Raw genomic sequence first — 20,361 nt, 5'->3', positions numbered from 1 at the left:
GCTTAGGCTAACGGCCTTCGGGGCGGCCGGGTTTGGCCATGGGGATGGGGAACGGCATCACGCCCCCGCCTTCCGCTGCTGCCACGCGGCTCACGCCGGCCTTTTCCACCTGGTCAATGCGCAGCACCGCATGGTAGGGAACAAAAATGCGGGAGACTCCGGCAAACTCCTGCCGGAGCTTTTCCTCGCTGGGGTCGGCAATGATCTCGCTGCGGGAAAAGTGCAAATCGGCAACTTCCAGAAAGCCAAAGATGTTGGAAGCCGCCACCTCGGAGGCGTACACCTCGTACACCTGCCCCTGCTGCACGAACAGCACCCGATAGATCGGCTTGGGCTTGGATTGGCGAACCATCACACCTCCCCGTTCATGCTAACCGCTGGTGGGCGATGTGGCTAGTATTCAAAAGCCGAACCGCCGATAAACTCCCGCAAGATCGAGGTGGAAGGCACATCTTCCTGAAACACCGGCACAAACCAGGCCAAAAACTTCAAAAGCCGGTAGGCCTCGGTGTACGCCGGGTGCTCCCTGGGCACCTCCAGAAGGAAGCGCTCGGCAAAGATCTTGAGCACCGCCGGTTCGTAAACCAGAGCCGAGTTGAACATGACGTCGGCTTGCTCCTGGAACGGGAAGATCCAGCGCCGCTCACCCCGCCGCACCCCCGGCCACATTTCCAGGGTGCGCACCGCCGGGTGACCGCGGAAGAGCCGGTCGCGGACGATGCGGCGCAAAAGCCGGGAGTCGGAGGTGAAGATGCGGTTGTGGTCGTCCAGGGTGAGCTGGGTGAGGGCGGAAATGAAGATGCGGAACTTGCTTTCCTCGGCCACCGCTTCCGTCAGCCGGGGGTTTAAGGCGTGAATGCCCTCAATGAGCAGGACTTGCCCCGGTTCCAGCTTTAACGTGCTCCAGCGTTCGGGCTCGGCCCTTTTTCCGCGCACGAAGTCGTACTTGGGAACGGCTACGGTTTTGCCTTCCAACAGTGCTTTCAGGTGCTCGTTGAAAAGCGGCAAATCCAGCGCTTCAATGGACTCGTAGTCGGGTTTTCCTTCTTCATCCAGCGGGGTTTTGTCGCGATCCACGAAGTAGTTGTCCAGGGAAACCCCCACCGGGTGCAAGCCACAAACCCGCAGTTGGATGCCTAACCGCTTGATGAAGGTGGTCTTTCCGGAAGCCGAAGGCCCGGCCACCAGCACCACCCGCGCTTGCGGCCGGGCGGCAATGGCATCGGCAATTTGCGCGATCTTCTTCTCGTGGAAACCTTCAGCAATACGGATGATTTCCGAGATTTCTCCGGAAAGGCAAGCGCGGTTTAAGGAGCCCACGTGGGCGATCCCTACCGCTTCGTTCCACTGGCGGGTTTCCCGGTAGGTGGCAAAGAGCTTGGGTTGCGGCCAGAGGGGGAGCAGCTCTTGCTTGCCGTTGCGGGCAAAGCGCAGGAGGATCCCGTCCTCGTACAAGGCAAGATCCCAACCCCGCACCCGCCCGGCGGAAGGGGCCACCGGGCCGTGGGCGATGTCCAGGAAGTTACCGCAGCTCACCACCGGCACTGTGGAAGAGCGGTGGGTGGCCAAAAGCTCCAGCTTCGAAGCTTCCCCCCGCGCCCGGAAGGCGGCCTCGGCTTCCTCCAGGGTGATGACCGAGCGGGTGAGCGGCACGTCCTCTTGGCACATCCGCTCCATTTCCCGGGCCAAGGAGGTCACCACATCCTGGGTGAGGGGGAGCTGGGAATGCCAGCTGAAAAAGTACCCGCCGCCCAGGGACTGCCCCACCACCAGCCGGCTTTCGGGGTAAAGCTCGGCGGCAGCCGCCAAAAGCAAAAGCACCGCCGAGCGGCGCAGCACGGTTTCTCCCAGGCGGCTTCCGGCGCGTACCGCTTCCAGCTCCACCTGCAAGCCGCGCAGCGGGAAGTCCAGCATTACCATGCGGCGGTTGACCAGGGCCGCCAGCACGTCCAGCGGCACCTCCCCCCAAAACTCCCGGAAGAACTCCCACACGGTGGTCCCGGCCAGGACCTGTCGCCTCTGACCGGCAAAGCTCACCACCACGGTCTTCCCCGCCATCCTTACCTCCCTTTGCATTGTACGCCGGGCGCGTACAATGCCGGCGGAGGGTTGAAGTGGCCAACGCGTCGCAAAAGAAGAGGCTTATGGAAGCCATCGAAACCATCACCCGCAACGTGGAGGCCCGAGGGGAGCCGCTCTTCCACGGGGGGGAGCAACCGCTGCCGCAAAAGCGGGAGGTCATCGCCATCGTCCGCGGGCTGCAGGAGGTCATTTACCCGGGCTACTTTGGCGACCAGGCTTTGTACCGGGAATACCTGCACGCCCACCTGGCGGATCAGCTTTACGCGCTTTCCAAAAAGCTCGAAGCGGAAATCCGCAAGGCCGTCAACGCCGTGTGCCGCCGCCCCGGCGGGGAGGTGGTGGGTCCGGTGGCGCAGGACCCGGCGGAGGTGGTGGTGCGGTTTTTTGCGCGGCTGCCGGAGGTCATGGAGCTCATCGCCGGCGATGTGGTGGCCGCCTACGAGGGGGATCCGGCAGCAACATGCTTGGAGGAAGTGGTTTTGGCATACCCCGGCGTCAAGGCGGTGTTCACCTACCGGCTCGCGCACCTCTTGCACGAGCTGGGGGTGCCGCTCATCCCCCGCATCATGACGGAATTTGCCCACAACGAAACCGGCATTGACATCCACCCCGGCGCCAAAATTGGCCGGGAGTTCTTCATTGACCACGGCACCGGCGTGGTCATTGGTGAAACCGCAGTGATCGGGGATCGGGTGAAGCTTTACCAGGGCGTGACCCTGGGTGCTCTTTCCTTCCCTCGGGATGAGCGGGGCAAGCTCATGCGCGGCACCAAACGTCACCCCACCCTGGAGGACGATGTGGTGGTTTACGCCGGGGCCACGATCTTGGGCGGCGACACGGTGGTGGGCCGCGGCTCGGTGATCGGCGGGAACGTATGGCTCACAACCTCGGTGCCCCCGTACTCCAAGGTCACGCTTTCCCGCGACCAGTTGGCCTACGAAATCACCCCACGTTAAACGCTGGTTTTGCCCGGCGACTTGACGCCCGGGTCTATACTGCACGGCCGGCCAGGGCCTCCGTTGCTGCCGGGGGTACCGCCGAGGCGTGCGCATGGCTGAGCCACCGTTGGCCAGTTCCCCCACACCGCCTGATCCCCCATCGTGGAGCCGGCGGCTCAAGGAGCTTCTGTTCGGTAAGCCCCGCAACCTGCAGGAGGCAGGTCTTGTGGAAAAGCTCTCGCTGGTGGCGCTTTTGGCTTGGGTGGGGCTTGGCGCCGATGGGTTGTCCTCCTCCTGCTACGGGCCCGAGGAAGCGTACCGAACGCTGGGTTCCCACACCTACCTGGCCATTGGCATTGCGGCTTTGACGGCTTTTACAGTGGTCCTCATTGCCACGGCGTACAGCCGAATCATTGAGGAGTTCCCACACGGTGGCGGCGGATACGTGGTGGCGTCCAAGCTTTTGGGCGAGCGGGTGGGGGTGGTGTCCGGGTGCGCGCTGCTGGTGGATTACGTGCTGACCGTTGCCGTTTCCGTGGCCGCGGCCTGCGACGCCTTATTTAGCTTTTTGCCCCCAGATTGGCATGGGTTCAAGGTGGCCAGCGAGGTGGTGATCATCCTCGCGCTTACCGTGCTCAACATCCGCGGTGTCAAGGAATCGGTGCTGACGCTGGCTCCCATCTTCGTGTTGTTCCTCCTCTTGCACGTCTTTCTCATCGTTGGTGGCATTGCCTTGCACCTTGGGCAAGTGCCGCAGGTGGTGGGAAACCTTAAGGATTCCTTCCGCTCGGGGTTGGCTTCCCTCGGCGGCTGGGGCATGGTGGTGCTGTTCTTTCACGCTTATTCCATGGGCGGCGGTACTTACACCGGTTTGGAAGCGGTTTCCAACGGTTTGCCCATCATGCGCGAGCCAAGGGTCCGCACCGCCAAGCGCACGATGTTGTACATGGCAGTATCGCTTTCGTTTACCGCCGCGGGCTTGATGGTGTGTTACCTGCTTTGGGGAGTAGAGCCGCTGGCCGGAAAAACCCTCAACGCCGTGCTCCTGGAGAGCTTCAGCGCCCGGTGGAGTTGGGGACAAGCCCTCACCGTTGCCACGCTGCTGTCAGAAGGAGCGCTATTGGTGGTGGCAGCGCAAACTGGCTTTTTGGACGGACCGCGAGTGCTGGCCAACATGGCGGTGGACTCCTGGGTCCCCCACCGATTTGCTGCGCTTTCTGAACGCCTCACCACCCGCAACGGCATCTTGCTCATGGGGGCTGCGGCGCTTTCGGCCCTGCTGTACACCCACGGGGAGGTCCGCCACTTGGTGGTGATGTACAGCATCAACGTGTTTTTGACCTTCACCTTGTCCATGTTGGGGATGCTCCGGCTTTGGTTGGGGAGGCGGAACAGCCAGGGTCGCTGGCGTAAGGTTGCGCTTTTTGCCGCGGGCTTTTCGCTGTGCGGCTCCATCCTCATCATCACGGTGGTTGAGAAGTTCCGCCAAGGGGGCTGGGTTACTTTGGCCGTCACTGGCTGTTGCATTGGGCTTGCTTTCTTGATCAAGCGGCATTACCGGGGCATGGCAGGAAAGCTGGCTGAGCTTGATCGCACGTTGGGCACGATCCCCGCCGGTGAGGAGAAGGTTGCGCCGTCCCTTGACCCTGGCAAGCCCACGGCGGCTTTCCTGGTGGCGAGCTACAGCGGGCTGGGGGTTCACACGGTTTTGAACGCGCTCCGCTTTTTCCCCGGGCACTTCCGCAACCTGGTTTTTTTGTCGGTGGCGGTGGTGGATTCGGGGGCATTTAAGGGCGAAGGGGAGCTTGCCAAGCTTCGGCAACGGCAGGAAGCCATGCTGGCCGAATATGTGGCCCTGGCCAATAGGCTGGGTTTTGCCGCCACTTCTCGCTTGGGCGTCGGCACCGACGTGGTGGCGGCAGCGGAGGCGCTGTGTCTGGAGGTGCTGCGAGAGTTCCCACGAACGGTGTTCTTTGCGGGCCACCTCATCTTCCGTCGCGAGCGGTGGTACCACCGCTACCTCCACAACCAAACCGCTTTTGCCCTGCAAAAACGCCTGCAGTGGCAGGGAGTTCCGGTGGTGGTCTTGCCGGTACGGGTGTACTAGCGTAAAAACCGGCATCGGAGAAATGGGGCACTGCTTGACACCCGGAGGGACCAGACCTAGATTATGCGCCATGAGAGGGCGGGCGCTCGGCCTGCTGATGTTGGCCGCCGTTGGGCTGGTTGAACTAGGTGAACCCTTCCTAGGTATGTCCCACCAATCGGCCTCACAACCTCCGGTCCAGGAGGTGTCCTTCGGCGGTCTGGTGAGTCCTTCCGAGTCCCTGGCGCTGCCCGATGCCCGCGGCAAAAGCGAGGCTGTCGTTGTGGCCGCGGATGACTCAATCTCTCCCGTGGGCTTAGACCAACAGTACCTGCACCTAGGAAGCGGGTCTTTCACTCCTTTGGGTCCGCTGGCGCAGGTACGCCCACCCATGCGCTGTTGAACCTCTCCTCCTAGGCACAACCAACTGTTGTGCCTTGCCAAAAACTTTCTCTCTGTAAAAACGAGCAGTTGTGCTTCGTAGCCCGACCGAGGGTCGGGCGGGAGGTTTCGCTTGATGTGGAATCGCACGATGAGGGCGCCGTTGGCGGGCGGGGCTCAGCCTATAGCCCAAGGGTGGCGATGCGGGGCTGGCATGAAGCCAGGAGGGGTCAGTAGGAGTGCTGTGCTTTTGGTGGTGGTGTTGGTGCTTTTGGCGGGTGGTTGCAGCAAGCTGCGGGCGCGCCAGCTGGTGCGGGAAGCCAACGAGCATTACAAGGCGGGACGGTATGAGGATGCCATCAAGCTGTACCAGCAAGCGGAAGCTATCGAGCCGCAAGAGGTGCGCATCAAGAAGTTCATTGCCTACGCTTACATGGCCTTGTACCAGCCGGGCTCGCGCCACCCCAAGGATGTGGCTGCTGCCGATAACGCCATTGCCTATTTTAAGCGCTACCTTCAGGTTCGTCCCGATGACCAAAAGGTGGCGCAATCGTTGGTGACGATGTACATGAACTCCGATCGCTTGGCTGAGGCAATTGCGTACTTCAAGCAGTACTCCACCGATCATCCCAATGATGTTCAGGCCGTGCAGTCCATTGCCATGCTTTATGCGAAACAGGGTGATTTCGACGCAACGTTCAACTGGCAAAAACGCTACATTTCCATGCTGGAAAAAGCTTCCTTCCGTGACCCCAAGGAGCGCAAGGACAAATTGGCCGAGGCGTACTACACGTTGGGGGTTACCTGCTGGGAAAAATCGTACTCTTCTTCGCCAGAGCTACTTCCGCTTTCTCGACGCTTGGAAATTCTCAATACCGGGCTTTCCTGCCTGGAAAAGGCGATGCAGTTCCGGGATAACTACGCCGATGCCATGGCCTATGTGAACCTTATTTATCGCCAGTACGCCAAGTACGAAACCGATCCAGTCAAGCAGGCGGCCTATACCGCTAAGGCCAATGAGTGGTTGGCCAAAGCTGTGTCGGCGCGGCAAGCGCAAGAAAAGCAGCAACGGGAAGAGCAAGCAAAAAAGAACCTATTAGAGGCCATGTGACCATGTTTGAGGACCAACTGATCGAGTCGCGGAAAAACAAAGGTGAGGGCAAGCGCAGTCTGGTTTCTCTACCGCTGTCGCTGCTCATTCACGCCGTCGTAATTGGGGCCGCGGTGGTGGGCACCATGTGGGCCATCGAGGATATTCCCGAGCCGCCCATTCCGGTGTCGTTTTACGCGGCGCCGCCGCCACCGCCCCCACCACCGCCGCCGCCACCTAAGGCATCGGCCCCCAAACCTAAGGAGCAGCCGAAGCCACAGGAGGTGACGGCACCCGTTGAAATCCCGCAGACGCTACCCCAGCCAGCAGCGGTGCCCGAGCCCGAAACTGGTGTGGAAGGTGGTGTCGAAGGGGGTGTGGAGGGCGGTGTGCCCGGCGGGGTTTTAGGCGGGGTCCTTGGCGGCACGCCAGGAGGTGTGCCTGGAGGTGTGGAGGGTGGTGTTCCTGGGGGTGAGGTAGAAGGGCCGTACCGGGTGGGCGGCAAGATTGCCGAGCCACGGAAAATCGTGCATGTGGCGCCCACCTATCCGGAAATTGCCCGGAAAGCCCGGATTGAAGGGGTCGTCATTTTGGAAATCATCGTGGATAAGGCCGGCAACGTCCGGGATGTGCGGGTGCTCCGGGGTTTAGGGATGGGGCTTACGGAAGCGGCGGTGGAGGCAGTGCGGCAGTGGCGGTACGAGCCCGCGACCCTCAACGGTCGGCCGGTGGAGGTTTACATAACGGTAACGATCAACTTCCGCCTGCAGTAAGGGCGGAAAGGACAGGAGCGGTAACGAATAAGGAGGATAAAAGCAATGTGGATGAGTCCGATAGAACTTTGGAATTCAATGGGATGGATGGCACGGTTGGTGTTTCTTTTTCTTGCCTTCCTCTCGATTTACTCCTTGAGCGTGTCTTTCGAGCGGTGGCTGCGTTTCCGGGAAGCGCGGAAGCAGTCCCTGGCCTTTACGGTAGCGGTCTCGCCGTTGCTCAAGGAAGGCCGTTTGGCTGAGGCCATTGCCCTTTCCAAGAAGTTTCCCGCCAGTCACGTGGCAGCGGTGGTGAGCGCCGGTCTCTACGAGTTTACAGTGGGAGCGCACGGTGCAGGCATTCCTGGGCATGATGTGGTGGAAGCCGGCCAGCGGGCCATGGAGCGAGCTGTGGTGAAAACCACCGAGGAGCTGAAAAAGCGGCTCTCGGGTCTGGCCACCATTGCCACCACTGCCCCGTTCATTGGTTTGTTTGGGACCGTGGTGGGCATCATTAACGCTTTCCGGGGGATGGCGGTAAGCGGCTCCGGGGGGTTGGCGGCGGTTTCTTCGGGAATTGCCGAAGCCTTGGTAACCACCGCTCTCGGTCTTTTTGTGGCCATCCCGGCGGTGTGGCTTTACAACTACTTCCTTAATAAAGTGGACCGCTTCCGGGTGGAAATGACCAACTCGGGATCCGAGCTTTTGGACGCGTTCCTTAAGTTACGGGCGGCAAAAGCGGCCTAAATTGGCCGGGAGGTAAGGCCCATGGCCATGATGACGGGTGGCGACAGGAACGGCGTGAAAAGCGAGATCAACGTCACGCCCTTGGTGGATGTGTGTTTGGTCTTGCTGATCATCTTTATGGTTGTCACGCCGATGTTGCAAAAGGGCGTGGACGTGCAGCTACCGACCGCGCAGGATCCGGCCAAAAAACCGGAAAGCCAAAACCAGGTTTTGCTGGCAATGAAGGCGGATAAAACCATGTGGTACGAAAACCACTGGCTGCCGGAAAAGGACCTTGCCGCAAGGTTAGCCGAGCTGCACGCCCGCGCTCCAGGTAAGGAAATCGTCGTGAAGGCCGATGCCCGCCTCACCTGGGGGGACGTCAAGCGCCTTTTAAAGCTGGTGAAAGAAGCGGGCTTTTCCAACATGGCGCTTGTGGCCGAAAAGGAGAAAAGGCAATAAGGAGGCAAGATGGCTTTCGACATTTCAGGCTCACCAAGCAGCGCGGTGCGCTCGGAAATCAACGTCACGCCGCTGGTAGACGTGGTGCTGGTGCTGCTGATCATCTTCATGGTGGTCACACCGCTTCTGCAGATGGGTTACGACGTCAACGTGCCTCCCAAAGCGGAAGCCAGCAATGCACCGCCACCCACTGATTTGGTGGTGGTGTCGCTGACCGCAGACAAAGGCATCTTCATTAACAAGGAGAACGTTCCCTTGGAGCAGCTGCGGTTTCGACTGGCGGAAATCCTCAAGAACCGGAGCCGAGGCACGGTGTTTTTTTCGGCTGATGACCGCGTTAAATACGCCGATGCGGTCAAGGTGCTGGACGTCATGCGCGCCTCTGGGGCCAAAAACCTCGGCATCGTTGAGGAGTTTGTGGATCCAACCAGCCATTAGCTTTTGGCGTTTGGTGAAATCGTTTGCTTCGGTGAAGCCAAGCGTTTGAGCGGGGGAGTGCGTTACGGGTGAAGCCTGCCGGTGCAAAAAAAGTCCAATCCGGCGAGCAAAGGAGATGGCTGTCTTTTCAGAGGCGGTGCCCTCGGCAGGCTCACCCCAACCCGTGGTTTGACCCACTCCCGGTGCTTTGCTAGTGTTGCCGGGTCATGGGTCGAGCATGGGCTGTCCTTGCGGTTGGGCTTTGGGCGTCTGCCTCTGCCGGCAGTCAGGTGGAGGGCCTTTCCGGGAAAGCCAAGCTGGATGCGGTACTGGCCGAGATTTCCAAGGCGCAGCTGGCCATCCAGACGCTTTCGGCCAACTTTCAGCAAACCAAGGTAAGCCGTCTCCTTAAAGAGCCTTCGGTGCTTAGCGGGGTTTTTTACTACCAGGCTCCGGATCAGGTGCGCTGGGAGTACCGGAACCCCAGGGAAACCGTGGTACTGGTCACCGCCCAAGCCATGGTGACCTACCGCCCCGCCGAGCGGCTGGCGGAAAAGGTGGAGCTAGGCCGCAGCCAGCGCAAGCTGTTCTCCTTCCTTTCGGCCAGCGAGCCCATCATGAACCTCTCCCGGCATTTTTCCTTTACCTTGCGGGACCCCGGTGGCGAAGGTAACTTCGTGCTGATCCTTAACCCGGTGACCCACCAGCTGAAAAAGCGCTTGCACCACGTGGAGCTGGTTATTGACCGGAAGAGCTTCTTGCCGGTGCGGTTTTCCTACACGGAAGCGGATGGCGACGTGACCACCTACGAGTTCTCCCAGGTGAAGATCAACCAACCTCTTCCTCCGAACCTGTTTTCCCTGGATCTGCCCCCCGGTGTGCGGGTGGTGGAGCTGAAGCTGCGGGGCTCTGAATAAAAGCCATGGGTCGAAACGGAACTTTTCGAGTGGTGGCGCGGGAGGGCTTCGCACGGGCGGGCGAACTGGAAACTCCCCACGGCATCGTCAGGACCCCGGCCTTCATGCCGGTGGGGACTGCCGGCAGCGTCAAAGGCCTGGCCCCCTGGGAGCTGGCTCGGCTCGCTCCGGAAATGGTTTTGGCCAACACCTACCATTTGCTGTTGCGGCCGGGGATTGAGGTGGTGGCGGAGCTGGGGGGGCTGCACCGGTTCATGGGATGGTCCGGTCCTATCCTCACGGACTCCGGGGGTTTTCAGGTTTTTTCCCTGGCGCAGTTGCGGCGGGTTTCCCAGGAAGGGGTGCTGTTTCGTTCGCACATTGACGGCACGGAGTTCCTGCTGACCCCTGAGTCCTGCATGGACGCGCAAAGGCGGCTAGGGGTGGACGTGGCCATGGCCTTGGATGTCTGCCCGGCGCTGCCAGCTTCCCGGGAGACGCTGGAGCAGGCGGTGAAGCTCACGGGCCTTTGGGCCCGCCGCTGTCGGCAAGCCCTTCCCGCGGGGGAGGGGCCGCTTGTTTTTGGCATTGTGCAAGGCGGTCTCGAGCTCGACCTGCGACGGCAAGCTCTGGAAGCGCTCTTGCCTTTGGATTTCGACGGTTACGCCTTGGGTGGCTTTTCGGTGGGGGAGCCACCGGAAGCCATGTGGCAGGCGGTGGGCGTGCTGGCCCCGGAGCTGCCGGAGGATCGGCCCCGCTACCTCATGGGTGTGGGCACGGTGCGGGACATCCTCGAAGCGGTAGCTGCCGGCGTGGACCTCTTTGACTGCGTCATCCCCACCCGCAACGCCCGCAACGGCCTGCTGCACACCAGCCGCGGTCCGGTGGTGGTAAAACACGCCCGCTACCGCGGCTGTCCGGAGCCCCCCGATCCCCAGTGCACCTGCCCTACCTGTCAAACGTGCTCCCTGGCGTACCTTCGACACCTTTACCTGGCCCGCGAGGCCGCTTACGTGGTTCTGGCCACGGTGCACAACCTGCACTTTTACTTGACCTTGATGCGACAGGTACGGTCGGCTATCATAGATGGCCGCTTCGCCGAGCTGCGGCAGGGCATAAGCGCTGATCTGGCGGCGGCAGTGGAGGCATCATGAACCCGCAAAACCCCTTAGTTCAGCTTTTTCCGCTGCTTCTGGTGTTTGTGATTTTTTACCTGGTGATGATCGTGCCCATGCGGCGGCGCCAGAAAAAGCACCAGGAGATGCTGGCGGCCCTCACCAAGGGGGATCGCGTGATCACCAGCGGCGGCATTTACGGCACCATCGTCAACGTGGAAGGCGACGTGGTGACGTTAAAGGTTGCCGATAACGTGAAGATTCAGGTGGCGCGTGGCGCCATTGCTGGTCTCGCCAAGGACGCGCCCAACGTAAGCTTCTCATCTCCCGAGTAAGGAGGCGACATGCGCAAGAGCCTCACCTGGCGTTGGATTCTCATTGGTTTGGTCACGGCCGGGGCTGTTTTCTTGATGTGGCCGCCGGAGAAGAAGATCCACTTAGGCCTCGACCTGAAGGGCGGCATCCACCTGGTGTTGAAGGTCAACACCGAGGACGCGTTGCGGGCCGAGGTGGATGCGGCCATGGAGCGGCTGCGGCAAGCGCTCACCGAGAAGGGCTTTCCCCCCGAAAGCATGACCCGCTTGGAGGACAACGAGGGGTTTTCCTTTAAGCCGGCACCCAACACCGACCCAGCGGTGCTGGATCAGGTGTTGAGCGACAAAGTGCCCGACTTTCAGGTGAGCCGCGGGGTGACCGTGACCTGCCGGCTGCAAGAGCAGGTGGCGCGGGAGCTGCGCGATATGGCGGTGCGGCAAGCGCTGGAAACCATCCGCAACCGCGTGGACCAGTTTGGCGTGGCGGAACCGGTGATCCAGCGGCAGGGGAACAGCGACCGCATTGTGGTGCAGCTTCCGGGCGTGGACGATCCGGCACGCGTGAAAGACCTCATCCGGGCCACTGCGTTTTTGGAGATCAAGCCGGTGGTGGCGGTGGCGGATTCGGAAGCGGCGTTGCTTGCCAACTACGGTGGCAAGGTCCCCGACGATTCGGTGGTGGTCACCGGCGATGAGCGGGACATCACCGGCCGGGTGGTGGGGAAGCGCTATTACCTTTTGAAGAAGGCCTCGGTGATTACCGGCCGCGACCTGCGCAACGCCCGGCGGTCCCAAGATCAGTTCGGACAGCCGGCGGTTTCTTTTAGCTTAACGCCGGAGGGCGGCCGCAAGTTTGGGGCTTACACCGCGGCCCATATTGGCGAGCAAATGGCCATCGTGTTGGACAACAAGGTCTATTCGGCGCCAGTCATCAGGGGGCACATTACCGACTCCGGCATCATCGAAGGGCAGTTTACGGTGCAGGGCGCTGAGGACCTGGCGTTGGTATTGCGGGCTGGTGCACTGCCGGCATCCATCACCTACCTGGAGGAGCGCACCGTGGGCCCGTCCTTAGGGCGGGATTCGGTGATCCGCGGGGTTCGCTCCGGTCTTGTGGGGCTGGCTTTGGTGGTGCTTTTCATGCTTGCCTACTACCGGGGGGCCGGTATCAACGCTAACGTAGCCTTAATCCTTAACGCCGTGCTGCTGCTGGGGGCCTTGGCGGCCTTCAAAGCCACCCTTACTTTGCCCGGTATCGCCGGCATCATCCTGACCTTGGGTATGGCAGTGGACGCCAACGTGCTGATCTTCGAGCGCATCCGCGAGGAGCTGGCGGTGGGCAAGACCGTGCGCAACGCCGTGGATTTGGGTTTCTCGCGGGCCTTGGGCACGATCATTGACTCCAACCTCACCACGCTCATTGCCGCTCTCTTCCTCTTCCAATTTGGTACTGGACCGATCAAGGGCTTTGCGGTGACGTTGTCCTTGGGTCTGATGATTTCGATGTTCACGGCGGTCTTTGTTTCCCGAACGTTGTTTGAGCTGGTGCTCTCCCGCAAGAGCGGGCGTGGGCCACAGACGCTTTCCATTTAGGGAGTGCCTATGCGCTTTTTTGCCAATACCAACTTTCCGTTTTTGCGTTACCGCCGCATTTGGATTGGGATTTCCCTGGCGCTGGCGGCGTTGGGGGTGGCGAGCATGGTTTGGGGCCCGGGGCTCAAGCTGGGCATTGACTTTTCCGGCGGTACCCAGCTTACGCTCAAGTTCAAACAGGAGCCTGACCTTTCGCGGGTGCGGAAGGCCTTGGAAGCCCTCAAGCTGGGGGAGGTCACGATCCAGCGCTTTGACGAGCCGGAACGGCACGAGTTCTTGGTTCGTGTGCAAAACCCCGGACAGGAGGGGGACTTTTCCAAGGTGATGGCCGAGGCCCTGGACCGCGAGTTCCACGGCACCGGTTCGGGGTCCCTGCCGCTGCACACCGTGGGTGTCGATGCCCTGCGGGACGCCCTGGCTGCGGCGGACCCTGATCATGTGGGCGGGGGTTTGGATGCCCGTCGGCAGCACTACGAGCCGCAGGCTGAGGCAGTTCTGCAGCTGCGGAAGGAGCTGGGGATCTTTCAGGGTCCCGAGGACCTGGACAAGGTGACGGCGCTTTCCCCGGCGGTCCGGACGTACCTGAAAACCAGCGCCCACTTTGGGGAGTTCACGGTGTTAGCTGCCGAAGCGGTGGGTCCCCTGGTGGGCAAGGACCTACGCAACAAAGCCATGCAGGCCGTTGCCTTTTCGCTTTTGGGCATGTTGGTTTACATTGCCTTCCGGTTTCACCTTCCCTACGGAATCGGCGCTGTGGTGGCCACCTTCCACGACGTGATTCTCACGTTAGGGGCGCTGTCCATTACCCAACGGGAGATCAACCTCCCCACCATTGCGGCGCTCTTGACCCTGGTGGGTTACTCGGTGAACGACACGGTGGTGATCTTTGACCGCATCCGCGAGCGGTTAAAGCTGGAGCGTGGTAAGTCGCTGGTGGAGATCATGGACAAGGCCATCAACCAGACGCTGTCGCGGACGGTGATCACCTCGGGTCTCACGCTTCTGGTGGTCATTGCGCTGTTCCTCTTTGGCGGCGATGTCATCAACACCTTTGCGTTTGTGCTGTTAGTGGGGATCATCGTGGGCACGTACTCCTCAATTTACATTGCCTCCCCGGTGGCTCTGTTCTTTACCGAGCTGTTTGCCAAAAAGAAGGCCGGCAAGGCTCGCCGGTAAAGTTTGGCGGTTTTGGCAGCGGGCCCTCTTGGCGGAGGGCCCGCTCGCTTTTTAAGGGCTAGAATGGAGTGATGGACACGCTGCCGCGTTTTGACGATATCCTGGAACAGGTCCAGGCTTACAAGCCCACCTGTGACGAGGATTTGCTGCGGCGGGCGTACGTCTTTTCGGCCATGGCCCATCAGGGCCAGGTGCGGGCTTCGGGCGAGCCTTACCTGGTGCACCCCCTGGAGGTGGCGCGGATTCTGGCCGAGATGCGCCTGGACGAAGTGGCCATTGCCGTGGGCTTGCTCCACGATCTTTTGGAAGACACCTACGTCACCGAGGAGACCCTCCGCGATCAGTTCGGCGATCGCATCACCAACTTGGTGAAGGCCCTCACCAAGATCACCACGCTGGAAAAATCCTACGCCGCCCGCCAGGCGGCCCAGGCCGAGTCCTTCCGCCGCATGCTCTTGGCCTCCATCGAGGACATTCGGGTGCTTTTGGTCAAGCTGGCGGACCGCCTCCACAACATGCGGACCTTAAACTTCCTGGACGAGAACAAGCGCCAGCGCATCTCCCAGGAAACCTTGGAAATTTACGCACCGCTCGCCCATCGCCTGGGCATGGGGAGGATCAAAGCGGAACTGGAGGATTTGGCCTTTTGGAACCTCTTCCCGGAAGAAGCCAGGAGGCTTTCCGAGGAGCTTTCGGCCAGAAGGGAAAAGGCTTCGGCGGCCATTGAGCTGGTGCGCTCCGAGCTGGAGCACATGCTCAAGGAGCTGTCCATTGAAGGCGAGGTGCGCTTCCGCATCAAGCACCTTTACTCCATTTGGCGCAAGCTGAACGTCCAGGGCATCTCCCTGCATGAGCTTTTCGACTTTCTGGCGTTCCGGGTGGTGGTGGACAACGTGGCTAACTGCTACGCGGTTCTGGGCCTGGTCCACCAGCGCTGGCGGCCGGTCCCCGGGCGCTTCAAGGACTACATCTCGGTTCCCAAGTCCAACGGCTATCAGTCGCTGCATACATCGCTTCTGGGGCCGGAGGGCTTGCCCTTTGAGGTGCAAATCCGCACCTGGGACATGGACGAGGTGGCGGAAAAAGGCGTGGCCGCCCACTGGCTTTACAAGGAAGGCCGCGATCCGGGTGCCGATCATCCTCGCCTGGCATGGCTCCGTTCGCTGGTGGAAGGGCAGCAGGAAAGCCCCCGGGAGTTTTTGGACTCACTGCGGCTCAACCTTTACCCCGAGGAGGTGTTTTGCTTCACACCCAAGGGCGAGCTGGTGCGTTTGCCCCGGGGGGCCACCCCGGTGGATTTTGCGTACGCCATCCACACCGAGGTGGGCAACACCTGCGTGGGAGCGCGGGTGAACGGTCGCCTGGTCCCTCTTCGCACGGTGCTGAAGACCGGCGACATCGTGGAAATCCAAACCTCTCCCAACCAGGTACCCCGTCGGGGCTGGCTGGAGTTTGTGGTCACCGCCCGGGCGCGCACAAAAATTAGGGCCTATTTGAAGAAGGGTGAGAAGGACCGCGCCCGGGTTTTGGGGCGCAAGCTCCTGGAAAGAGAAGCGCGGCGGTTGGGCCTGGCGGTGAAGCAGGGGCTGGAGGGGTTCAACCTGAAGGAAGCGGTGGTCCACCACGGCTTTGCCAAGGAGGAAGACCTTCTGGCGGCGGTGGGCTTCGGTCGCCTTTCGGCACGGGAGGTCATGGCCGTATTTGCCCGCGAAAAGGGCGAGCCGGAAAAGACCTCCGCTTCCAAGGTTCGCCCTCATCCCGGATCCGAGGGGCTGGTGGTGGAGGTCATGGGCGATCGCGACCTCCTCACCTTCCGGGCCAAATGCTGCCAGCCGCTCCCCGGCGACCCCATCGTGGGCTACGTGACCCGTGGTCGGGGGGTAGCCATCCATCGGCGGAGCTGCCCCAACCTCCGGCGACTGGCCTTAGCTCCCGAGCGAGAAGTGGAGGTGCGGTGGGGTTCCCTGGGGGCTTCGTACCCCATGCCGCTGCACGTGTTCTTCGAGGATCGTCCGGGGATGCTGGCGGCCATTTCTCAGGCCATCACCAGCGCCGGCTCCAATATCCGCACCTGCCATTTGGCCACCGAGGATCGCTGCGGGGTGGTCAACCTGGAGGTGGACGTGAGCGGCCGGGACCAGCTGGAAAAAGTCGTGGCCCTCATCCGCCGGGTGTCCGGGGTGACGCGGGTGGATTTTGGCTTTACCCGAGATTTTCGCCAGCTGGTGGCCACTCGGGGTTCCGAGGTGGCAGGCGGGGCCCGTTAGCGGACGGCCTTTTGCACGCGGCCGGAGCGCAAACAGCGGGTGCAAACCTTAATGCGCCGAGTACCGGCGGCAAAACGCGCGCGCACCACATGCAAATTGGGCCGCCACCGCCGCTTGGAGACGTTGTGAGCGTGGGAAATCTGGTTACCCACCATGCTTTTCTTGCCGCAAATCTCGCAAACTCTTGCCATCGTGACCTCACATGCGCCTTTCGCCGCGCAGCGCGGATTGTAGCATACTCAAGTGACGGAGGTCACCAAGTGCGCGGCTGGCAAATGAGTAGGCGAGCTCGAGTTCAAAAGGCTTTCTTTTATATCATGAGGAGAGGAGATAGCCTCTGCTTTGATGGTGGCCGCTTGACAAGAGGATATTGCAGTCATTACATTAGCAGCAAAGATGGGCACGACGCGGAAGGCAAGCTCCGACGCAGCAGTGAGGAAAAACGTTGAGGAGGGGGTGGTAACGTGCTGCTAGGGAAAAAGAAAAACATCGTCGGGCTGGATATTGGCTCTTCGGCTGTGAAGCTGGTGGAGCTTAAAGGCGGGCGCGGGGGGAGGTTTACCCTCGTTCATGCCGGTCTCGCCCCCCTTTCCCCAGAAGCCATTGTGGAAGGCACCATCATGGACTCCTCCCTGGTGGTGGAGGTGGCGGGGCGCTTGGTGCGCGAGCGGGGCGTGCGGAACGCCAACTTTGGCGTTTCCCTGGCGGGGATGAACGTGGCCATTCGAAAGATCCAGGTGCCCGCTATGTCCGAAGCCGAGCTGGCGGAGTCCATCCAATGGGAAGCCGAGCAGTACTTGCCCTTTGACGTGAACGATGCCAATCTGGACTACGTGATCTTGGAAACCGGTGCGGAGAGCATGACGGTGTTGGTGGTGGCTGCCAAGAAGGAGCGGGTTGCCGACTACACCAGCATCGTCACCCAGCTGGGCAAGACCCCGGTTCTTGTGGACCTTGATGTTTTCGCCGTGCAAAACGCTTACGAGTACAACTACGGTTTGCCCGAGGATCGGGTGGTGGCTTTGGTCAACGTGGGGGCTTACCTCACCAATCTCAACATCCTGGCTCACGGTCAGTCGCTGTTTTGGCGGGACATTGTCTTTGGCGGTAACAACTTCACGGAAGCCATTCAGCGCGAGCTGCACGTGACCCGGGAGCAAGCGGAAGCCATTAAGACCGGTGAAAGGGTAGGGGACGTCTCCCCGCAAACCGTGTACGGTATCCTCAACGCTGTGGCCCAGGACTTCGCCGAGGAGCTCAAGCGGACCTTTGACTTCTTCTACACCACCTCGGCCCACGATCGGGTCGAAGAGATCGTGCTTTCCGGCGGGTCCGCTCAGCTTTTGAACTTGGACCAAGTGCTGAAGGATCGGTTTTCGGTTCCTGTGGAAATCATGAACCCGTTCAAGGAAATCACTTATTCGGAAGCGGAGTTTCCACCCGAGTGGTTGAACCGCCATGCTCCTGCTATGGCCGTTGCTGTGGGCATGGCGCTGCGGACGGTGGGGGACTAGCGCCATGATCAAGGTCAACCTAATTGGGGAAGCCAAGCGGGAGAAGGCGGCAAGAAGGCCGCTTCTGACCCTTGCTGGCGCCAACGTCAACAACTACATCGTTGTCGGGTTGATTGTCGTCGCCCTGGTGTGGATTGGCATGCGTTATTGGCGGTTGTCCACGCAGCTGGCCTCCATCAACGAGGAAATCGCCCAAAATCAAAAGGAGTACGACCGCCTCAAGCCCATTATCGAAGAGGTGGAAAACTTCAAGAAGAAGAACGCCGAGCTCAAGCACAAGATCGAGGTCATCGAGCAACTGAAAGCCAACCAATTTGGGCCAGTGCGCATCATGGATGAGGTCAGCAAGGCGCTGCCGGACCTGGTGTGGCTCACCAGGATGGAGCTGGCCGGACGCACCGTTTCGCTCACCGGGCAAGCCCTCAACGAAAACGCGGTGGCCAACTTCATTGCCAATTTGGCGGCCAGTCCCTTCTTTTCGGAACCCACGTTGCGGGTTATGAGGCAGGATCAACAGGGGGTGTTTAGCTTTGATTTGTCCTGCGGGTTCAGCCCAACCCCCCGAACCGGCAGCGAGGCTTCGGGGCAATGAGGGAGCGTGACTATGGCAGGTCTTGAGCTGGAAAACCGACCTTGATACTTCGCCTTGATCTTGGGCGCGGTTATTGCCGGTGTGGGTATCTGGGGGGCGGAAAGCCAGTGGCTTTCCGGGATCGAACAGGATATCAAGACCCGTACCGGTGAGCTGGAAAGCCTTAAACAAAAAGTCCGGGAGGGCAAGGCGGCGGAAGCGCGGTTGCCGCAGTTCCGGGAAGAGTTTGCCCGCCTGGACAGCGAGCTGCAGAGGCTTTTGCGTATCCTGCCTACGCAAAAGCAAACGGACGAGCTCATTAAGAAAATCAAAGCCCTTACTGAGCAGGGAAGCTTCCGCTTTGTGGCTTTCGAGCCGCAAGGTTTCCAAAAGAAAGACTTTTACACGGAATGGCCCATTCGCGTCAGTTTGGAGGCGGGCTACCACGATCTCGCCAGGTTTTTCGATCGCCTTTCCAAGTTTTCACGTATCATCAACGTGGAGACCTTGTCCTTGGCAGCTCTCAATAAGCCCGGGCCTTACACCTTGACCGCTGGCTTCACCATGAAGACCTTCATTTACGGTGAGGTCAAACCGGAGGGAGGGGCGAAATGAAGAAACCTGTCCTTTGGCTGGTGGGCTTGATTTGGGCAGGCTGGGTGGCTTCCCAAACGCCGGCCCCCACACCCAGGCCGGAGGAAAAGCCCATTGACACCTCCACGGTGGAGCGCATCCTGGCGGGGGAAGAGGAAGTGGCGGCCGGGGGCGGATTTACCTACGACCCTGCGGGACGGCGGGATCCCTTCCGCTCGCTTTTGAAGGGCCGCTCCCGGGAGGAAATGGGAGAGCGCCCACCGGGCCTGCCGGGAATGGGTGTGGAGGAAATCCGCTTGCAGGGCATCATCAAGCTCCCTGAAGGGTACGTGGCGCTCATTCAAGGTACCGACAACATGTCCTATCTCATCAAACCCGGCACGGTTCTTTACGATGGCACGGTGGAAAAGATTGAGCCGGGCAAGGTAACGTTTAAGGTGAACGTGGCGGATCCTAGAAGTTTGAAGCCGTACCGCGAGGTGGTGCGGACGCTGCAGTAAGCGCGAGGGGGTTGCAATGAAGCCGACAGAAACTCGACGGGTTTTGGCTAGCCTAGCGGTCATGCTTTTGGTGGTGGGAAGCCTAGGGGCCCAGGAGGAGGTGTCGATCCTGGGCATGGCCTGGACCCCAACTCCAGCTCCAGCGTTGGTGGTGAGCGCCTCCGGGCCGCTGCCCTATCGGGAGGTCACGGGTGAGGGCGGCGTTTGGACCCTGGAGTTCCCGAAGGCCCGTTTGGCGCAGCCTGTGGAAAGCCTGGCGGAACCGCAAGCTGGCTTGAGGCGGGCCACGCTGGCCACCCACGAGAGCGGAGCCGTGAGCCTGATCCTGGAGTTGGCGCCCGGGGTGCACCCCCTCGTTCGCGCTTTGCCTGCCGGGGTCGAGGTGCGCCTGGCTGGGCGCGAGAAGGCGGCGGCTGCCCCGCGCGGCGAGGTTGAGGTGATCCCGGCTGTGGACGGGGAAACCGTGACCGTGCTGGTCAAGGGGTTGGGCCCGGTAGCTGGCAAGGCCTTTGCGCTGGACAACCCCCCGCGGGTGGCGGTGGATATCCCGGGCATCCTTCCCAGCAAGGCACGCCGGGTTTACCCCGTAGGGACAGGCGGGGTGCAACGGGTGCGGGTCGCCCAGTTCGCCGTGCAACCGGAACCGGTAGTGCGCGTGGCCATTGACCTGGATGCGCCAATGAAGTACGCCGTGGAAAGCACCGGGGAAGGCCTGGTGGTGCGGCTGGGCTCCGGGGATATGGCGGTGGCCGCTAACGCTTCGCCTCTTCCCGAGGTGGTGACGCCGGTGGCGGTGACGGAAGAGCCGGTATCGCCGGTAACGGCGAAAGAGCCAACCACTCCCGAACCGGTGAAAGTGGCGGAGGCGCAAGCGCCCANNCCCACTG

20 protein-coding genes and 1 pseudogene are annotated in these 20,361 nt (G+C 61.1%); 18 read left to right on the top strand and 3 right to left on the bottom strand.

Translation table 11 applies throughout. From position 1 onward, the window contains the following. Positions 1–7 precede the first annotated feature (7 nt). Entirely contained in the window at positions 8–352 is a 345-nt protein-coding gene (locus tag EG19_RS11185; RefSeq protein ID WP_038050390.1) for a DUF1820 family protein, read from the bottom strand. A gap of 41 nt (positions 353–393) precedes the next feature. Beyond that, positions 394–2,058: a nucleoside kinase gene (locus tag EG19_RS11180; RefSeq protein ID WP_053335257.1), complete on the bottom strand. Its 1,665-nt coding sequence runs from the start codon at positions 2,056–2,058 to the stop codon at positions 394–396. A 56-nt stretch (positions 2,059–2,114) separates the two neighbouring features. Here EG19_RS11180 and epsC point away from each other — a divergent pair, with 56 nt between their 5' ends. The 13 genes from epsC (at position 2,115) to EG19_RS11110 (ending at position 16,295) form a co-directional block, all read left to right on the top strand. Continuing rightward, positions 2,115–3,038: a serine O-acetyltransferase EpsC gene (gene epsC / locus EG19_RS11175; protein WP_038050388.1), complete on the top strand. Its 924-nt coding sequence runs from the start codon at positions 2,115–2,117 to the stop codon at positions 3,036–3,038. A 94-nt stretch (positions 3,039–3,132) separates the two neighbouring features. Next, a complete protein-coding gene (locus EG19_RS11170) occupies positions 3,133–5,127 on the top strand; it encodes an APC family permease (RefSeq protein ID WP_053335256.1) in 1,995 nt (664 codons plus the stop codon). Positions 5,128–5,731: 604 nt separating this feature from the next. Next, positions 5,732–6,598 (top strand): tetratricopeptide repeat protein, encoded by an 867-nt coding sequence (locus tag EG19_RS11160; protein WP_038050386.1) that lies wholly within the window; start codon positions 5,732–5,734, stop codon positions 6,596–6,598. 2 nt (positions 6,599–6,600) lie between these two features. Continuing rightward, complete coding sequence (locus EG19_RS13780; protein ID WP_235208737.1) at positions 6,601–7,350, top strand: energy transducer TonB; 750 nt, start codon at positions 6,601–6,603, stop codon at positions 7,348–7,350. Positions 7,351–7,437: 87 nt separating this feature from the next. Further along, positions 7,438–8,076: a MotA/TolQ/ExbB proton channel family protein gene (locus tag EG19_RS14320; RefSeq protein ID WP_268746958.1), complete on the top strand. Its 639-nt coding sequence runs from the start codon at positions 7,438–7,440 to the stop codon at positions 8,074–8,076. A 21-nt stretch (positions 8,077–8,097) separates the two neighbouring features. Further along, positions 8,098–8,517 (top strand): ExbD/TolR family protein, encoded by a 420-nt coding sequence (locus EG19_RS11145; protein WP_038050385.1) that lies wholly within the window; start codon positions 8,098–8,100, stop codon positions 8,515–8,517. Positions 8,518–8,526: 9 nt separating this feature from the next. Continuing rightward, positions 8,527–8,955 carry an ExbD/TolR family protein gene (locus EG19_RS11140; protein WP_053335253.1) on the top strand — a complete coding sequence of 143 codons (429 nt, stop codon included), beginning with the start codon at positions 8,527–8,529 and terminating at the stop codon, positions 8,953–8,955. Between the two features lie 206 nt (positions 8,956–9,161). Continuing rightward, entirely contained in the window at positions 9,162–9,851 is a 690-nt protein-coding gene (locus EG19_RS11135) for a LolA family protein (RefSeq protein ID WP_081800141.1), read from the top strand. Between the two features lie 5 nt (positions 9,852–9,856). After that, entirely contained in the window at positions 9,857–10,984 is a 1,128-nt protein-coding gene (gene tgt / locus EG19_RS11130; RefSeq protein ID WP_038050383.1) for a tRNA guanosine(34) transglycosylase Tgt, read from the top strand. Then, a complete protein-coding gene (gene yajC / locus EG19_RS11125; protein WP_053335252.1) occupies positions 10,981–11,280 on the top strand; it encodes a preprotein translocase subunit YajC in 300 nt (99 codons plus the stop codon). The genes tgt and yajC overlap by 4 nt, the downstream gene beginning before the upstream one ends. Positions 11,281–11,289: 9 nt before the next feature. Further along, positions 11,290–12,852, top strand: a complete 1,563-nt coding sequence (gene secD, locus EG19_RS11120) for a protein translocase subunit SecD (protein WP_038050382.1) — start codon at positions 11,290–11,292, stop codon at positions 12,850–12,852. A 9-nt stretch (positions 12,853–12,861) separates the two neighbouring features. Continuing rightward, a complete protein-coding gene (gene secF / locus EG19_RS11115) occupies positions 12,862–14,028 on the top strand; it encodes a protein translocase subunit SecF (RefSeq protein ID WP_038050381.1) in 1,167 nt (388 codons plus the stop codon). A gap of 71 nt (positions 14,029–14,099) precedes the next feature. Then, on the top strand, positions 14,100–16,295 hold the full coding sequence (locus EG19_RS11110) for a RelA/SpoT family protein (protein ID WP_053335251.1): 2,196 nt from the start codon (positions 14,100–14,102) through the stop codon (positions 16,293–16,295). Here EG19_RS11110 and rpmB read toward each other — a convergent pair. Next, complete coding sequence (rpmB, locus tag EG19_RS11105; protein ID WP_038050379.1) at positions 16,292–16,486, bottom strand: 50S ribosomal protein L28; 195 nt, start codon at positions 16,484–16,486, stop codon at positions 16,292–16,294. The genes EG19_RS11110 and rpmB overlap by 4 nt on opposite strands. Positions 16,487–16,759: 273 nt before the next feature. Here rpmB and pilM point away from each other — a divergent pair, with 273 nt between their 5' ends. The 5 genes and pseudogenes from pilM to EG19_RS14480 all read left to right on the top strand — a co-directional run. Beyond that, a complete protein-coding gene (gene pilM, locus EG19_RS11100; protein WP_038050377.1) occupies positions 16,760–17,809 on the top strand; it encodes a type IV pilus assembly protein PilM in 1,050 nt (349 codons plus the stop codon). Between the two features lie 4 nt (positions 17,810–17,813). Beyond that, positions 17,814–18,401 carry a PilN domain-containing protein gene (locus tag EG19_RS11095; RefSeq protein WP_038050376.1) on the top strand — a complete coding sequence of 196 codons (588 nt, stop codon included), beginning with the start codon at positions 17,814–17,816 and terminating at the stop codon, positions 18,399–18,401. Between the two features lie 54 nt (positions 18,402–18,455). Continuing rightward, positions 18,456–18,995, top strand: coding sequence for a type IV pilus inner membrane component PilO (locus EG19_RS11090; protein WP_038050375.1), 540 nt, complete (start codon positions 18,456–18,458; stop codon positions 18,993–18,995). Then, positions 18,992–19,474: a hypothetical protein gene (locus EG19_RS11085; RefSeq protein ID WP_038050374.1), complete on the top strand. Its 483-nt coding sequence runs from the start codon at positions 18,992–18,994 to the stop codon at positions 19,472–19,474. Before EG19_RS11090 ends, EG19_RS11085 begins: the two co-directional genes overlap by 4 nt. Positions 19,475–19,490: 16 nt before the next feature. Beyond that, positions 19,491–20,352: pseudogene (locus tag EG19_RS14480) on the top strand (AMIN domain-containing protein); the annotation flags it as partial. Between the last annotated feature and the right edge of the window lie 9 nt (positions 20,353–20,361).

Origin of the sequence: Thermoanaerobaculum aquaticum (assembly GCF_000687145.1) — a bacterium.
GTDB classification, from domain to species: Bacteria; Acidobacteriota; Thermoanaerobaculia; order Thermoanaerobaculales; family Thermoanaerobaculaceae; genus Thermoanaerobaculum; species Thermoanaerobaculum aquaticum.
This window is presented reverse-complemented; position numbering and strand designations above follow the sequence as displayed.

Excerpts from the sequence above, each read along its gene's own strand:
- EG19_RS11185 (WP_038050390.1), bottom strand. The coding sequence starts at position 352 with ATGGTTCGCCAATCCAAGCCCAAGCCGATCTATCGGGTGCTGTTCGTG.
- EG19_RS11180 (WP_053335257.1), bottom strand. The coding sequence starts at position 2,058 with ATGGCGGGGAAGACCGTGGTGGTGAGCTTTGCCGGTCAGAGGCGACAG.
- EG19_RS11170 (WP_053335256.1), top strand. The coding sequence starts at position 3,133 with ATGGCTGAGCCACCGTTGGCCAGTTCCCCCACACCGCCTGATCCCCCA.
- EG19_RS13780 (WP_235208737.1), top strand. The coding sequence starts at position 6,601 with ATGTTTGAGGACCAACTGATCGAGTCGCGGAAAAACAAAGGTGAGGGC.
- EG19_RS14320 (WP_268746958.1), top strand. The coding sequence starts at position 7,438 with ATGGCACGGTTGGTGTTTCTTTTTCTTGCCTTCCTCTCGATTTACTCC.
- EG19_RS11145 (WP_038050385.1), top strand. The coding sequence starts at position 8,098 with ATGGCCATGATGACGGGTGGCGACAGGAACGGCGTGAAAAGCGAGATC.
- EG19_RS11140 (WP_053335253.1), top strand. The coding sequence starts at position 8,527 with ATGGCTTTCGACATTTCAGGCTCACCAAGCAGCGCGGTGCGCTCGGAA.
- EG19_RS11135 (WP_081800141.1), top strand. The coding sequence starts at position 9,162 with ATGGGTCGAGCATGGGCTGTCCTTGCGGTTGGGCTTTGGGCGTCTGCC.
- tgt (WP_038050383.1), top strand. The coding sequence starts at position 9,857 with ATGGGTCGAAACGGAACTTTTCGAGTGGTGGCGCGGGAGGGCTTCGCA.
- yajC (WP_053335252.1), top strand. The coding sequence starts at position 10,981 with ATGAACCCGCAAAACCCCTTAGTTCAGCTTTTTCCGCTGCTTCTGGTG.
- secD (WP_038050382.1), top strand. The coding sequence starts at position 11,290 with ATGCGCAAGAGCCTCACCTGGCGTTGGATTCTCATTGGTTTGGTCACG.
- secF (WP_038050381.1), top strand. The coding sequence starts at position 12,862 with ATGCGCTTTTTTGCCAATACCAACTTTCCGTTTTTGCGTTACCGCCGC.
- EG19_RS11110 (WP_053335251.1), top strand. The coding sequence starts at position 14,100 with ATGGACACGCTGCCGCGTTTTGACGATATCCTGGAACAGGTCCAGGCT.
- rpmB (WP_038050379.1), bottom strand. The coding sequence starts at position 16,486 with ATGGCAAGAGTTTGCGAGATTTGCGGCAAGAAAAGCATGGTGGGTAAC.
- EG19_RS11095 (WP_038050376.1), top strand. The coding sequence starts at position 17,814 with ATGATCAAGGTCAACCTAATTGGGGAAGCCAAGCGGGAGAAGGCGGCA.
- EG19_RS11085 (WP_038050374.1), top strand. The coding sequence starts at position 18,992 with ATGAAGAAACCTGTCCTTTGGCTGGTGGGCTTGATTTGGGCAGGCTGG.